Origin of the sequence: Aquamicrobium terrae (assembly GCF_040545735.1) — a bacterium.
Classification (GTDB): Bacteria; Pseudomonadota; Alphaproteobacteria; order Rhizobiales; family Rhizobiaceae; genus Mesorhizobium; species Mesorhizobium terrae_A.
The window spans coordinates 1-14686 of record NZ_JBEPML010000030.1 but is presented as its reverse complement, the minus strand read 5'-3'; the positions used below and the strand labels follow the sequence as shown (position 1 = coordinate 14686).

At 65.9% G+C, this 14686-nt stretch carries 14 protein-coding genes and 1 pseudogene; all 15 read right to left on the bottom strand.

What is annotated here, in order from left to right; genetic code table 11:
* Nucleotides 1–4: 4 nt before the first annotated feature.
* Nucleotides 5–892: a polysaccharide deacetylase family protein gene (locus ABID37_RS25185; RefSeq protein WP_354199726.1), complete on the bottom strand. Its 888-nt coding sequence runs from the start codon at nt 890–892 to the stop codon at nt 5–7.
* 10 nt (nt 893–902) lie between these two features.
* Nucleotides 903–2429: an amidohydrolase family protein gene (locus ABID37_RS25180; protein WP_354199725.1), complete on the bottom strand. Its 1527-nt coding sequence runs from the start codon at nt 2427–2429 to the stop codon at nt 903–905.
* Nucleotides 2430–2452: 23 nt separating this feature from the next.
* Nucleotides 2453–3115, bottom strand: a complete 663-nt coding sequence (locus tag ABID37_RS25175) for a GntR family transcriptional regulator (RefSeq protein WP_354199724.1) — start codon at nt 3113–3115, stop codon at nt 2453–2455.
* Nucleotides 3116–3171: 56 nt separating this feature from the next.
* Nucleotides 3172–4071, bottom strand: a complete 900-nt coding sequence (locus ABID37_RS25170; RefSeq protein WP_354199723.1) for an ABC transporter ATP-binding protein — start codon at nt 4069–4071, stop codon at nt 3172–3174.
* Nucleotides 4002–4727 carry a cysteine hydrolase family protein gene (locus tag ABID37_RS25165; protein WP_354199722.1) on the bottom strand — a complete coding sequence of 242 codons (726 nt, stop codon included), beginning with the start codon at nt 4725–4727 and terminating at the stop codon, nt 4002–4004. The genes ABID37_RS25170 and ABID37_RS25165 overlap by 70 nt, the downstream gene beginning before the upstream one ends.
* A 34-nt stretch (nt 4728–4761) precedes the next feature.
* Nucleotides 4762–5577 carry an ABC transporter permease gene (locus tag ABID37_RS25160; protein WP_354199721.1) on the bottom strand — a complete coding sequence of 272 codons (816 nt, stop codon included), beginning with the start codon at nt 5575–5577 and terminating at the stop codon, nt 4762–4764.
* A 108-nt stretch (nt 5578–5685) separates the two neighbouring features.
* Nucleotides 5686–6792 carry an ABC transporter substrate-binding protein gene (locus tag ABID37_RS25155; RefSeq protein WP_354199720.1) on the bottom strand — a complete coding sequence of 369 codons (1107 nt, stop codon included), beginning with the start codon at nt 6790–6792 and terminating at the stop codon, nt 5686–5688.
* Between the two features lie 53 nt (nt 6793–6845).
* Nucleotides 6846–7445, bottom strand: a complete 600-nt coding sequence (locus ABID37_RS25150; RefSeq protein ID WP_354199719.1) for an SRPBCC family protein — start codon at nt 7443–7445, stop codon at nt 6846–6848.
* 14 nt (nt 7446–7459) lie between these two features.
* The gene (locus ABID37_RS25145; protein WP_354199718.1) at nt 7460–7948 is read right to left on the bottom strand and encodes a (2Fe-2S)-binding protein; all 489 of its coding nucleotides are present in this window, start codon (nt 7946–7948) and stop codon (nt 7460–7462) included.
* Nucleotides 7945–8790 (bottom strand): FAD binding domain-containing protein, encoded by an 846-nt coding sequence (locus ABID37_RS25140; protein ID WP_354199717.1) that lies wholly within the window; start codon nt 8788–8790, stop codon nt 7945–7947. Before ABID37_RS25140 ends, ABID37_RS25145 begins: the two co-directional genes overlap by 4 nt.
* Complete coding sequence (locus ABID37_RS25135; RefSeq protein WP_354199716.1) at nt 8787–11207, bottom strand: xanthine dehydrogenase family protein molybdopterin-binding subunit; 2421 nt, start codon at nt 11205–11207, stop codon at nt 8787–8789. Before ABID37_RS25135 ends, ABID37_RS25140 begins: the two co-directional genes overlap by 4 nt.
* Nucleotides 11208–11502: 295 nt before the next feature.
* Nucleotides 11503–12168, bottom strand: a complete 666-nt coding sequence (locus ABID37_RS25130) for a DUF1236 domain-containing protein (RefSeq protein ID WP_354199715.1) — start codon at nt 12166–12168, stop codon at nt 11503–11505.
* A gap of 164 nt (nt 12169–12332) precedes the next feature.
* Nucleotides 12333–13343, bottom strand: a complete 1011-nt coding sequence (gene pta, locus ABID37_RS25125; protein ID WP_354199714.1) for a phosphate acetyltransferase — start codon at nt 13341–13343, stop codon at nt 12333–12335.
* On the bottom strand, nt 13343–14392 hold the full coding sequence (locus tag ABID37_RS25120) for a YeiH family protein (protein ID WP_435521637.1): 1050 nt from the start codon (nt 14390–14392) through the stop codon (nt 13343–13345). The genes pta and ABID37_RS25120 overlap by 1 nt, the downstream gene beginning before the upstream one ends.
* Nucleotides 14393–14497: 105 nt before the next feature.
* Nucleotides 14498–14686: pseudogene (locus ABID37_RS25115) on the bottom strand (sulfoacetaldehyde acetyltransferase); the annotation flags it as partial.

Genomic DNA, 14686 nt, shown 5'->3' with positions numbered 1-14686 from the left:
ACCGCTATTCCCGCACGGACGCCGAGAGATACCAGTCCAGAAGCTGGCTGCCGTTCATGAAGACGGTATCGCTGCGCGCCGCCAGCGTATCGATGATCTCGGCCAGGAAATTGATGCGGTGGGCCACGCCCGACAGGTGCGGATGCAGGGGAATGGTCAGCACGCGCGGCTGCTCGTGCCGGTCGATCTCGCGCGCGAAGGTGCGGATCGTCTCCAACATGCGCAGCCGCATCTCGGAGGACGACTGCTTCTCGATCGCGTAGACGACGCTGTCGTTGAGATCGAGCCCGTAGGGCAGCGACACCACCGGCCCGTTCCTGGTGACGAGCCGCGTCGGAATGTCGTCGATCACCCATTGGCAGACATATTCGATGCCGTTGTCGCTCAGATGGTCGAGCGTCTCGAAGGTTTCCGACCAGCCGGGGCTCATCCAGCCGCGCGGGCGCTTGCCGGTGAACGCTTCGAGCCGGTCGAGGGCGGCGCGGATCAGATCGCCCTCATTGGCCTCGGCGCTGAGGGCACGCTGATGCATGCCGTGACCGACGAATTCCCAGCCGGCGTCGAGCACCTGCCGCGCCAGTTCCGGATAGACGTCGATGACGCTGGCATTGATGCTGGCGCTGACCGGCAGCCGGCGGTCGCCGAACAGTTCGAGCAGGCGCGGCATGCCGCAGCGATTGCCATATTCCGACCAGCAGAAATTCGGCAGGTCGGGCACGTGGGAACGGCCATGCGGCGGGATGACGATGGTGCGCGGCGTCAACTGGTCATAGGGCCAGTATTCGATATTGACCACGACATGGATGATGAAGGGCTTGCCGTCGGGCGGCGTGAGCCTGGGCTGCATGCTGGACAAGGTGAAGGGTGCGCGGGGGTTCGACGCGTGCAACATGCTTGGCTCCCTAGGCTGTGATGGCGGGATCGACCGGTTCGGCGGTCAGCGTCCGGTAATGCTCGCAGAGATGGCCGCGATAGCGCCTGGTCCGATCGCGGTTGGCGGGATCGGCGGAAAGGCGTGCCGAAGCGGCAGCGGCGGCGGCCTGTGCCTCCAGGTCCTCGATGGCCGCATCGGCATGGCGGCCGTCGCGGTAGAGAACACGCCCCTCGACCATGGTCAGGCGAGCGTCGGCGCCCTGCCCCCGCGCCAGGAAGGCGTCGACCAGCGGCATATCGGGATCGAGATAGGGACGGCAGGTGCGTTGCAGCGAAAAGGCGGCCATGTCGGCCCGCATGCCGACTTCCAGCCTGCCGATCTCGCCGCCGAATTGCGCGGCAATGGCGCCGTTGACGGTTGCCATCGCCAACAGGTCGTCGACAGCCGGCGGCGGCGGACCGTTCCAATCGGGCTCGCGCGCCAGATTGCCGGCCAGCCGCAGTTCCGCCAGCAGGTCCTCGTCGTCGGCCATGGAGCAATTGTCGGTGCCGACGGCCACTCTCACGCCCCGCTGCAAATACCGTGCCAGCGGCGCGATGCCGTTGCGCATGCGGATATTGCAGCCGGGATTGCGCACGACGGTGGCACCGGTGCGGGCCAGCACCTCCATCTCCGCGTCGTCCACCCACACGCCATGGGCAACGACCGTGCGGGGGGTCATGGCTCCCAGTTTCTCCAGATGGGCAAAAACCCCCTCCGGGAACAGACCGGCGGCGGCATGTTTCTGCGCCGGCGACTCCAGCGCGTGCAGATGCATGCCGAGATCGTTGTCGCGCGCATCACGGGCCAGCACCCGCCACAATTCGTCGGAAACCCACTGCGGGCCGGCCGGGCCATAGCACAGGCGGATCAGGGGATGGCCGGCGAATTCCGCCCCCAGGCGCCGCATCAGCGCGATCGTCGCCGCGCCGTCACCGGCATAGGCGGGTGCCGCCGGCCGGGATATCCATTCGCGCAGATCGTCCGGCAGGCCGGCCATGAAGCACGCTTCATGCGGCGGATAGACCGTGGCGCCCCTGTCCATGGCACCGATGCACATCGTGGCGCGCAGCCCCACGGCCTCATAGGCGCGAAGCTGGTCGCGCACCTCCTGCTCGTAATTGCCGGTGCCGTAGGTGTAGTTCGCGTGTATGGTGGTGGTGACGCCGTTGGCGACCATGCGCGCCGCAGCCAGACGGGTGACGGCATGCCCGTCAAGCAGGCCCCGCGCGCGGCGCCCGGCAATCCACGGCTCAAGGAAATCGTCGGGATAGCCGAGCTGGATCTGGCTCAGTCCCCTGCCGTGCTGATGTGCGTTGACCAGGCCCGGCATCAGCAGGCAACCCGGCAATTCGATCACCTGCGCGGCAGGCCAGTTCCGCCGCATCTCGCTGCCCGGCCCGAGCCCCGCAATGCGTCCGTCGACGACCGCCACGGCGGTGTCGCGGCGCAGGCTGGCGGCCTCCGGCCCGGGCAGCACATAGTCGGCTTCAAGGATGATGGGACTGCTGCTCATGTCGTTGCCTAACTGAGTTGGGCCTATTCGGGCTGGCCGTTCGATCCCTCGCCGTCGGATGCGACGAAGCGACGGATCGCCAGACGGATATTGTCGATGTGAGCATGCAGGATCTGGACGGCCTGCTCGGCATCGCGCCGGCGGCACGCGGCCAGAAGCTCACGGTGATCGTTGTTCGAGTCCTTCTGCCGGTCGATCATCCCCATATGCAGGCGAACATAACGATCGACATGCAGATAGAGGTTTCCGAGGATCTGGAGCGACAGTTCGCGGCCCGATGCACGGTAGAGCGCGCGATGCAGTTCCCAGTTGATGTCGCCGAGGTCACCGGTGTCGGCGGCCTCGAATTTCTCGATGATGGCCTCCACCGCGGCCATGTCGGCGGCCGTCATGCGCGGCACCGCATAGCGCAGCAGGTCCGGCTCGATGGACAGCCGCAACTGGAAGATCTCCTCGATCTTCTCGGCGCTCATCTCGGATACGAAGACGCCGCGGCGGGGATGCGTGGTGACAAATCCGCCAGCATCGAGCTTGGCCAGCGCCTCGCGCAGAGGAATCTTGCTGATGCCGAATTTCTGGGCGATGCGTTCCTGCCGCAGCGGCATCCCTTGCGGAAGGTCGCCGCGCACGATGGCATCCTGCAACAGCTCCACGATAGCATCGACGGTGGATGGCGGCCGGCGCATCGACCAATCAACAGCTATATGGTCAAGCTCTCCGTCCGGATTTGCAAGAGGGACAATCATGAATTCTTGTATCCTTCTTCAATTTTCTTTCGAAGCACGCCGCAGAGTTCGTTGAATTCCACGGTCTCCTGTATTTTCATATTACGCGGACGCGGGAAATCCACCCGCACATCGTAGCACACGGTGGACGGCCGGCGGCTCATCACCAGGATGCGATCCGAGAGGAATACCGCTTCGCGAATGCTGTGGGTGATGAAAATCGCCGTCTTGTGGAACCTGTCCCAGATGTCCGCCAGGGCGACATTCATGTCGTCGCGCGAGATGGCGTCGAGGGCGCTGAAAGGCTCGTCCATGAGCAGCAGCGCCGGATCGTTGATCAGTCCCCGGCAGATCGCGACGCGCTGGCGCATGCCGCCCGAAAGCTCACCCGGGCGCTTGTTGCGGAACTCCCACAACCCGACCAGTTCGAGCAGTTCACGGGCGCGCTCCCGATACTTGGCCGTGGACCCGTCCCGCAGCCGGATAGGAAAGAGCACGTTGTCCAACACATTGTTCCAGGGCAGGAGCGTTGCATCCTGGAAAACATAACCCAGATCGGCGCGCGGGGCGACAACCGGTTCTCCGCCGATCACGATGCTGCCCGAACTGATGGACTCCAGCCCGCCCATCATCATCATCAGCGTGCTCTTGCCGCAGCCGCTCGGGCCGAGGATGGAGACGAAGTCGCCGGAGGTGATGTCGAAATCGACCTTGCTCACCGCCTCGATGTCCCCGGACGCCGTGTGATAGATCTTGCGGACGTTCGAGACGGAGATGTAGGGATGGGCTGCGTCTATCTGCCTACCCGCGACCTTGGCTATGGGGATGGCTTGCGTGGCTTGCATGGTCATGACTGGCCCTTTCCGGTCGATGCGGCATCGAGCGCCGCGCAGACATCGGCAGTCGAGGCGACCCATCCAAGGAAACGCTCGACGTTGAAAACGGTGGCATCGAAGATCGAACGATCGCCGGCCTGAAGGGTGGCGTCGGCGACCATGATGGCGAAGAATTCCCGGTGATAGGCGTCGCGGATGGTCGATTCGACGCACACATTGGTGTTCACGCCCGTCACCAGCAGGCGCGAGATGCCGCGCCCGCGCAGCACGTTTTCCAGGTTGGTGCCGGCAAAGGAGCTGTAGCGCGACTTGTGGATCACGATATCCTCGGGCTGCGGGGCCAGTTCCTCAACGAAGGCGTAGTCCCAGGTGCCCTTGGTGATGAGCTTATGGCCCGGATTTGCGCGCATATACTTCAGCGGGTTCGATTTGTGGTAGACCGGCGCGCTTTCCGGGCCGGCCTCCTTCTTGTCGTCGTCGAAGCCGTTCTGCATGTAGATGATGGTGAGACCCGCCGCGCGCGCGCTGGCCACCGTCCGGCGCACGGCCTCGATGACGCGCGGCGATTCCGACACGTCGAAGCCGACCAGATCGAGATAGCCGCCCTTGGAAAGATAGGCGTTCTGCATGTCGATGACGATCAGGGCGGTTTCGGCCGGGTCGATCTCGATCGGCTCGGGCCTGGCCGGGATGGCTGTTGTCCGGCCGGGATTCTTGCGGGCGAGGGAAACGGTCATTTTTCTGTTTTCCTTGAAGACATGTCGATTGGCCTTACGAGCCGAGCTTCTTGCGCAGATAGGCCTCGGCCATCGCCACGAGCCCGTAGAAGACCAGGCCGAAGGCGCACAGCACCACGATCGCCGCGAAGATCAGCTCGGTCTCGGCCTGCGCCGATGCGAACAGGATGAGGTATCCCAGGCCCGCCTGCGAGGTGACGAACTCGCCCACGATGATGCCGATGATGGAGAAAGTGGTGGCGATCTTCATGCCGCTGAACATGTAGGGAATGGCGAAAGGCACCCGCACGTCGCGGAACACCTGCCACTCGCTCGCCCTCAGCGCCTTGCACAGACGCAGCAGATCGCGGTCGACATTGTCGAGACCGGCGAGCGTGGCCACCACGACCGGAAAGAAGCTGATGAAAATCGAGAACGCGACCCGCGATTCCGAGCCGATGCCCAGCCACACGATGAACAGCGGGGCCAGCGCAATCTTGGGAATGAGCTGGAAGAAGACGACATTGGGATAGAGCGCCTCGCGCACCACTGTGGATGCGCTGAGCAGGCCCGCCAGAAGAACGCCGAGCAGCGAGGAGATAAGGAAAGCCACCAGGCTCTCCGTAACTGTCGGAATGGCGTGCTGCAGGATGAGCGGGAAGAACAGCTCGACGAGCTTGTCCGCGATTGCCGACGGGGCCGGCAGCAGGACCGCCGGAATGGCGAGGATACGGACCGTGGCTTCCCAGAAGGCAATGAGGAGAAGGGCCGTCAGCGTCGGCAGGAGGATCGCCCGCATCACCGGGTCGAGCTTCCAGCCGAGAGGCACGGCGGTGCCCGGCTGTATCAGGGGATTGTGAGTGGTTGACATAGCAGTTTCCCGCGCTTGGGTTCCATGCTCAGAATAGAGGTGCGGCACGTGCCGCCCTGGCGAGGCTGTCATCCCTGTCGCCGGGGCGGCGCCTTACGCCGCGCCGGCTCAGGATTCGCCAAGATAGGCGGCAAACTCGGACGTGTTCTCCTTCACTTTCGCCCACTCTTCGGGCGTCAGCTTCACATTCCCGACAAAGCGGTTGGTCACCAGGGTTGCCGGATCGGGACGCACCGCATCCTTGGGGGCGCCGAACTCCATGATCAGGTCGATCATGCCCGGTATCTTGTCGAGGTCCGACCAGCCGAGGCTGTTCTCGATCGCCTCCGGCCGCTGCGTGGCAAGCTGCGTCAGGCCCTGGGCGATGCGCGCGCTTTCCATGCCGCCCCTGGTCAGGCCCACTTCGGGCATGACCTTGGCGAACAGCTCGAGCGAGGATTGCGGCTCGCGCAAGGTATGGGCGTAACACCCCAGCACACTGTCGACGACCTTCTGGCACAGCTCCGGGTTCTTCTCGACGATTTCGGGCCGCGTGACGATCTGGCCGGCATAGAGTTCCACCCCGTAGCGGCTCCACGGCAGGAAGCGGGGCCGTTCGCCCATCGCAGCGATCAGCGGGATCGAACTGGTGCCGACGGCGGTGGTGGCGTCCACCTGCTTGTCGATCAGCGCCCGCTCGATGACCTTGCTGTCGACCTGCACCAGCGACACCTTGCTCATGTCGATGCCGGCGTTCTTGGCAAAAGCCGGCCAGAAGGGCGATTCCGCCGAGGTCGGCACGGTGCCGAGCTTCTTGCCCTCCAGGTCCTTGGGCGTCTTGATCGGCGAATCCGCGCGCAAGGCGATGCCCATAATGGGGTCGTAATAGACGGTCGCGATCACCACGATCGGAAGCTGGCGGGCGGCGGCCAGAAAATTGCCGCCGGCAAAGACCATGCCGAAATCGAACTGGCCGCTGGCCACGGCCTGCGCAGCCGCCACGGAACCGAAGCCGCGCGCCACGCTCATGTCGATGTTGTGCTTGGCGAATACGCCGATCTCCTTGCCGATCATGGGCCAGTAGCTCGACCCGTTGGGGATCCAGGGCAGCGTGAACTTGACCTGCTCCTGTGCGGTGGCCCGGCCGAAGAGCGACGAGCTGAACGGCAACGAGGCAGCCGCGGCGACCCCGAACTTCAAGGCTGATCGACGTGTGATATTGCGAGTCTCCGACATTCCTTTTCCTCCCTTTGGAATGCATCACTCTGTGATGTGCGGTTTGACTTCTCCTATGCGGCTGTGCTCCCGAACAGACGCAGGAAACGGGCCTTCAGCACCGCCAGCAGGATCTGAAGCGGGCGCAATTCCCCGGCGCTGGCCGGCGGCGGCATTGCGGCCACGGGGGCCTGCGGATCCTGTGTCTTTGCCGCGGCGACGGCCGCGAAACGCTGACGCAGATTGGCGGTGAACTGCTGGGTTATCTGGGCGGCGATCTCGTTGATCAGCGCCCCCTTGCCGAATTGCGCCAGCGGGCCCGAGAGCACCACGCCCGCGACGATCGAGGTGGTGGTGGACTTGCCGCCGTCGGTCGGTTCAAGCCCATAGTCGAGCTTGATCTGCACGCGCGAGCCGCTGTTCTTGTCTGCGCCGGCCCCCTCGACCGAGCCCTTGTAGCCGGCTTCGTCACGTACGACCTTGCCACGGCCGCCAAAAGCGGCGCTGATCGGGCCGATCCGCGTGCGCATCAGGCCCTCGATCTCGCTCTGGTCGTCCGAAACCGAGACGATCTCGGCGCCGGGCACGCAGGACGCGACAAGGCGGATGTCGCTCAAGGCGGTCCAGACCGTCGCGATATCCTGCTCGACTGTGAATTTCTGACGGATTTCCATGCTCGACTCGCCTCCTAGCTTTCCGAGGTGCAGGAAGATGCGCGGCTTGCGGCGACAGCGCTCACGGCCGCGACAATGCCGGTGTAGCCGGTGCAGCGGCAGATGTTTCCGCTCATGGCGGTGCGCAGTTCCTCTTCGGAAAGCTGCGGGTTGCGCGCCACCACCTCACGCGCGGAGATCAGCATTCCGGGCGTGCAGAAGCCGCATTGCAGACCGTGATTGCAGTGGAAGGCATCCTTCAACTGCGTGGTCAGTTCATCCTCGCCGAGCCCTTCCAGCGTCGTTACCTCGGCGCCGTCGCAGGCGACGGCAAGAGCGATGCAGGAGCGGGCGATGCGCCCGTCGATCAGGATGGTGCAGGCACCGCACACACCGTGTTCGCAACCGAGGTGGATGCTGGTGCATCCGCAACCCGGCGAGCGCAGCAGGTCCGCCAGCGAGGTGCGGGGCTCGACATCGACCGTGACCGGCTTGCCGTTGAGGGTGAGGGAAATCTTCATCATTGCACCAATGCCGATTGTGCCGCGCGCAGGAGGGTCGTTTCGCAAAGCTTCATTTCGCAACTGTCCTGGTCGCGACCCGCTGTCTCCAGATCGAGGCGGATCGCCTCGCGCAAATTTCCTTCAAGCTGGGCGGACCACGTCCCGGCGCCCTGCATCCCGGCGGCCATGCGCGCCATCTCCAGCGGGCCGCGATTGACGGTGCCCAGCACCACGCTGCTGCGGCCCCGGTCCGGATCGAGGACGACCGATGCCGTCGTCATCGGATATTCGCCCGCCTTGCGGATGATCTTGTAGTAGCCCCAGCGCGCGCTGCGGCCGAGCTTCGGCACGCGGATCGCGGCAAGGATGTCGTGCTCGCCCAGCGCGGTCGAATAGGGGCCGAGGAACATGTCGGAGCCGGCCACGCGGCGCTCGCCCGCCGCCCCCCGGATGACGAAGCTGGCACCCAGCGCCATGACCACGGTGATCCAGTCCGCCGAGGGATCGGCCAGCGACAGGCTGCCGCCGATGGTTCCACGGTTGCGAACGGCGCGGTAGGCGATGCGGCCGGCGACGTGGTGCATCATGCCCCTTGCCGGGTCGGGCACTTGGCCGTCCTCGAACTCGCCATGGCGCACGCAGGCACCGAAAGTGACGCCCTCCGGATCTTCCTCGACGCCGCGCAATTCCTCCAGCCCCGATATGTCGACCAGGCGCAGCACGGGGCTAAGCCGCAGGTTGAGCATCGGCACCAGCGACTGGCCGCCGGCAAGCACGCGCGCGCCCCACTCGAATTCCGAAAGGGCCGCGACCGCTTCGCCGAGATCGCGCGGCCGCACATAGTCGAAAGGCGCCGGCTTCATGGCCTGTCTCCCTTCGCGGCCCGCTCGATCGCCTTCAGGATGCGGCGCGGCGTCACCGGCGTTTCGTTGATCTCGACCCCGAGCCCGTGGAGGGCATCGTTGACCGCGTTGACGATCGCCGCCGGCGCCCCGATCGCTCCTCCCTCGCCCATGCCCTTGATGCCGTAGCGGGTGAAGGGCGACGGCGAGACGATATGGGAGATGCGGGCGCTCGGCACTTCCGTGAATCCGGGCAGCAGGTAGTCCAGGAACGTCGAGGCCAATGGCTGGCCGGTTTCGTCGTAAGGGCTCTCCTCCAGCAGCGCGTTGCCGATGCCCTGGGCCAGGCCCCCCTGTATCTGGCCATCGACGATCATCGGGTTCACGATGGTGCCGCAGTCGTGCACGATCACATAGTCGAGGATCTTGACCAGGCCGGTATTGGCATCGACGCAGACCACCACGGCATGGGTTGCGTAGGAGAAGGCGCCGGTTCCCGATTCCGGCTGAAAGGTCGTGGTGACCGACAGGCCGGGCTCCTCGCCGGGCGGCAGGTCCTGCGCGTGGCGGAATGCGGCGCGCGCGACCTCCGAAAGCGGCACCCGGCGCGGGCCGTGGACCACGGCCCCGTCCTCGAGCGTGACCTTGTCGGCAGTGGTTTGCAGGAAATGGGCGCCGATGCGCTTGACCTTTTCCGCGAGCATCTGGGCGGCGCGGCCGACGGCGCCGCCGGCCATGACCATGCTGCGTGAAGCGAACGTGCCGAGACCGTAGGGTGAAACGGCCGTATCGCCGTGGCGCACCACCACATCGGCCGGATCGACGCCGAGTTCCGTTGCGGCGACCTGCGCCAGCGTGGTCTCCAGTCCCTGGCCGTGGTTCTGGATCGCGACTTCCAGGATGAGCTTTCCGTCCGGGGTGAAGCGGGCCGTGGCCGCCTCGTAGCCGAACACCTCGGTCAGGTTGCGCGACAGCCATTCATTGGTGCCGTGCGCGGTCTGCTCCGTATAGCTTGCCCAGCCGAGCCCGATATAGAGGCCGTCCTTGCCGTTGTCCTTCTGCTGCGCCCGCACCCCCGGCACGTCGACCATCTCGGCCGCCCGCCGCACGCTTTCGGGGAAGTCGCCGCTGTCATAGAGCTTACCGGCGATGGTCAGGAAAGGCATCTGCCCGGGCAGCACCATATTGTCGATGCGCACCTCGTGCGGCTCCCGTCCCACGGCCCGCGCCAGCTCGTCCATCATCCGCTCGAGCGCGAAACAGGCGCCGGGCCGGCCGACCCCGCGATACGGGCCCAGCGGCGGCTTGTTGCTCATGACGGTGATGCCGCGCCCGCGATAGGCATCCATCCGGTAAGGCCCCGGCATGATGCCGGCCGACATGTTGGCCTCCATGGCACAGGACCAGGGCCAGATCGAATAGGCGCCGGCATCGACGATGACTTCGCTTTCCAGCCCCAGGATGCGCCCTTGCGCGTCCGCATGGAGCTTCATGCGGTAGTGGTGCTCGCGCGCCTGCGGCGAGGCGGTCAGATGCTCGCGCCGGTCCTCGATCCAGCGCACCGGGTGATCGACGATCCGGGCAAGGGCCGCGATCGCGATCTCCTCGGCCTGGAGATTGTTCTTCACGCCGAAACCACCGCCGACATCCGGGGCGACGACGCGCAGCTTGTTCTCCTCGACCCCGATCAGGGGCGCCAGGACCGTGCGGATGATATGCGGCTGCTGGGTCGAACTGTAGACGACCAGCTCATCGAGCCGGCGATCATGATGGGCCAGCACGCCGCGCCCTTCGAGCGAGACGACGCATTGGCGATGCATGTGCAGGTCACGCTCGATGGTGACGACCGCCGCGCGCTCGGCCTGGGCCATGTCGCCATTGCCGGGCGTGGAGACGAAGCAGACATTGTCGGGCCAGCCGTCATGGATCGACGGCGCGCTTCCGTCGGCCGCCTTGAGCATATCGGTCACCACCGGAAGCTCTTCGAAGTCGACGAAGATCTGCTGCGCGATGTCTTCGGCTTCCGCCCGCGTCGGCGCGATGCACATGGCGATGGGTTCGCCGACGAAGCGCACGACGCCATCGGCGAGCGGCGGGAAATCCGAGCCCCGGAAGCCGGGCGCATTCAGCACGGCCCGCACCGGGCGCACATCCCCGAGGTCCGACAGCAGGAAAACCCGCGAGCGCACCTCCTCCGGAATCTCGATGGAACGGATGCGGCCATGGGCGATGGGCGAGCGGAAGAACGCGACCTCCATGGTGCCGTAAAGATTGAGATCGGCCAGATATTCGCCGTGGCCGGCAAGGAAGCGCGCATCCTCGTTGCGCAGCAGCCGGGCGCCGATGCCCCGCGGGCCGAACCGGGCAGCGTCATCACCCGCATCGGCATAAGCCTGAGCTCCGGGCTGCGCGGAAAGCGCCAAATTCGACTGTGCCACTTTGAGCCCTCCCTGCTCTCGTATAGAAATATATTTACGACAGTATACTATTTGTCAAGCCAGCAATTGCCCAAGGCACTCGTTTCCGGTTTCACACCGGGGTGTCAGTTTCAGGCTTCGGAAGGCATTCTCGACAAGGAGCGGCTTGACGCGCAGGCGGCGCGGTCCCTAGCGCGAGCAGGTTCCGCGCTACGATGTCCAGAAGGTGAAACGGGAGGACGGCAGTGCCCAAGGCGACCGGCCGCCCTCCTGATCCCGGCAGGCCGGCGGGGGCCGGCCTGCCGGGATCAGGCGTTTAGCGGACGATGTACACGACCCTGCGGGAACTCGGGTCCACGAGCACCGGCTGGCCGTTCACATAGACGTAGCGATAGTCATAGTCCGGCACTTCGCGCAGCTCCACGGTCTCGGGCAGGCCGGCGCCGACCACCACTTCGCCGTCGAGATAGACCGGCTCGACCTCATGGGTGGTGACATATTCCCGAACCGGCTGCGGCGGGTCGATGACCGTGCCGGTCGCGCCGCCGGCGATGGTGCCCGCCGCGCCGCCCACGGCAGCCCCGACCGGGCCGCCGACGATGGCGCCGGCTACGGCCCCGGTGGCACCGCCGACCAGCGCCCCGGCGTCTCCGCCACCCGGATCAGGCGGGGTGACCACCGTCACGCCGGAATCCGCCGGCCGCTCTGTGAGCACCACGACATCGCCGTTGAAATCAGCGGTAAGATAGTCGGAAAAGACCCATCCGTCGCCCTGGCTGGTCATGACCGAGCACCATTTGCTGTTCTCCAGGCATCCTTTCAGATCGGCCGCCTGCCCGGCACCGATCATCCCGACCACCGGATATTGTGGCCCGGGCCCTGCCCGCACGTTCAGATCGGTGGTGGCGGTGACGGACGATTGCGCCACTGCCGCAGCAGACAGGGCAATCGTCAGGATCGAGGATGCAACTATCGTTCGCATGGTTACTGTTCTCCGTTGTCCCTCGGGGCCAACAACGGAGCTGCGCAGGGCCGGGTTCCCTTTTTGCAAATCGTGATGTCGCGGGGGACCGGTTTCAGCACTGGCCGACGGCAGATGGCGCACCCTGTGACCGGGGCATCAAGCAATTGAAATTACGACCTGTTTTACAAATCAGCCTGCGGCAGCATGGCCTGCACGGCGGTGACCGCGATCATGTAATAGACGTCATCGGCGTTGCAGCCGCGCGAGAGGTCATTAGCCGGCTTCGCAAGCCCCTGCAGGATCGGGCCGATGGCGTCGGCCCCGCCGATGCGCTGGGCGATCTTGTAGCCGATATTGGCGGCGTCGAGATTGGGGAAGACGAAGACGTTGGCCTGGCCGTGCAGGGTGGAGTTGGGGGCCTTGGCGGCACTGACCGCCTCCACGAAGGCGGCGTCGAACTGCAATTCACCGTCGATGACGAGATCGGGCATCGCGGCGCGGGCCAGCCTTGTCGCCTCGACCACCTTCTCCACCCGCTCATGGGTGGCGCTGCCGCCGGTTGAGAAGGACAGCATGGCCACCCGCGCCGGCTGGTCGATCAGCGCCTCGCAGGAGCGGGCCGACATCATGGCGATGTCGGCAAGCTCGGCGGCGTCGGGATCGACGACGAGGCCGCAATCGGCGAACACGAAGGCACCCTTCTTCACGTGATGCGGCTGGCACAGCATCATCAGGAAGAAGGACGAGACGATGCCGACGCCTGGCGCCCGGCCGATGATCTGGAGTGCGGCACGCACCGTGTCGGCGGTGGTGGCGACGGCTCCGCCCACCGTGCCGTCGGCCTCGCCTTCGCGCACCATCATGGCGGCGAAGACCAGCGGCGCGCGCACCGCTGCGGCCGCTGCCTCTGCCTCCACGCCCTTTGCCTTGCGCAATTGGTGATAGGCCGCGGCGAAGCGCGGCGTCAGCGTCGAGGTTTCTGGGTCTTCGATGCGGAAACGGCCGGGATCGGCTCCGAGCTGCGCCAGTCTCGCCTCGACCGCCGCGCGGCCGCCGACCAGGATGATGTCGGCGATGCCGTCGTTCACGGCGCGGATGGCGGCCTCGACGATGCGCGGGTCCTCCCCCTCCGACAGAACGATGCGCTTGCGAGTCCGTTTCGCGGCTTCGAGGAGGCGTTCCAGCGGTTTCATCACACATGTCCCAGATAATAGATGCCGGCGAGGATGAAGAGGCCGATGAAGATGGTCTCGGCGACGATCAGCGCCACCGCATCGCCGCCCACGTCGAGCACCCGGCGCAGCGACGTCTTCATGCCCACGGCGACGATGCCGGCCAGAAGCGCCCAGCGCGACGCATCGGCTCCGATGCCGGAGACGGCATCGGGAACCAGCCCGAAGGAATTCATGGCCGCGAGCGCCAGGAAGGCGAGCACGAAGCCCGGCAGCAAGGGCGGGCGCGCGGACTTGGCCGCGGCGGGGTCGGCGCCGGCGCCTTCGCCCTGCCCGACATTGCGGGTGGCGAGCGCGAACACGATCACCACCGGCGCCAGCATGGTCACGCGGATCAGCTTGACCAGCGTCGCCGTCTCGCCCGCTTCCGACGACACGGAAAAGCCCGCGCCCACCACCTGCGCCACGTCATGGATGGTGCCGCCGAAGAAGATGCCGGTGGCGCGCGCGTCGAGGCCCATCGTCTGGGCCAGGATCGGATAGAAGATCATGGCGATGGTCGACAGCACCGTGACCGACAACACGGTGAAGATCAGATTGCGTTCGGAGAACTCGTTCCTGGGCAGCACCGCTGCGATGGCCATGGCGGCCGACGCGCCGCAGATCGCCACCGCGCCGCTGGTCAGCAGCGCCAGCCGCCAGCCCCGCCCCAGCAGCCGGGCAGCGACCAGCCCGAAGCCGACCGTCGCCGCGATCGCCAGCACCAGAAGCAGGATGGTGGAAGCGCCCAGTCCCATCAGCAACTCGACGCTGATACGCATGCCGAGCAGCGCCACGCCCAGCCTCAGCACCGTGCGCGCGCACAAATCGATGCCGGGCTTGCAACGCCCCTCTTCCGAAAGGAAGTGAAAGGCGATGCCCAACAGCAGCGCCATCAGCATGGCCGGGGCGCCGTAGTGGTCCGACAGGAACTGTGCGGCGATGGCGACTGCCACCACCACGGCCACGCCGGGCCACAGGGTGCCGAACATCGCGGGCAGGCCCTGGAAGCGCCGTTGCGTCTGCGCCATGCTCATGCTGGTCTCTCCCGAGATCGATGCCGGACCGCTAGTTACCGGAAGGACGGCGCCCGGCTTTTCCCCGGCCTCGAAAGGCCGGGGAACCTATCGCCGCGGTCAGATTGGCTGCTGGGGCTTCATGTCGGCCTTTGCGATGCCGGCGACGGGGACGGGCTTCTTCATGGCGTCGCGGCGGAAGGGCTCGCCGAGCTCCTGGTTGAGCACCACCTCGACGAAGGTGGTGATGCCCCTGGCCTGCTCCTCGCAGGCGGTGCGGATGGCATCGGTCACCTTCTGCGGCGTGTC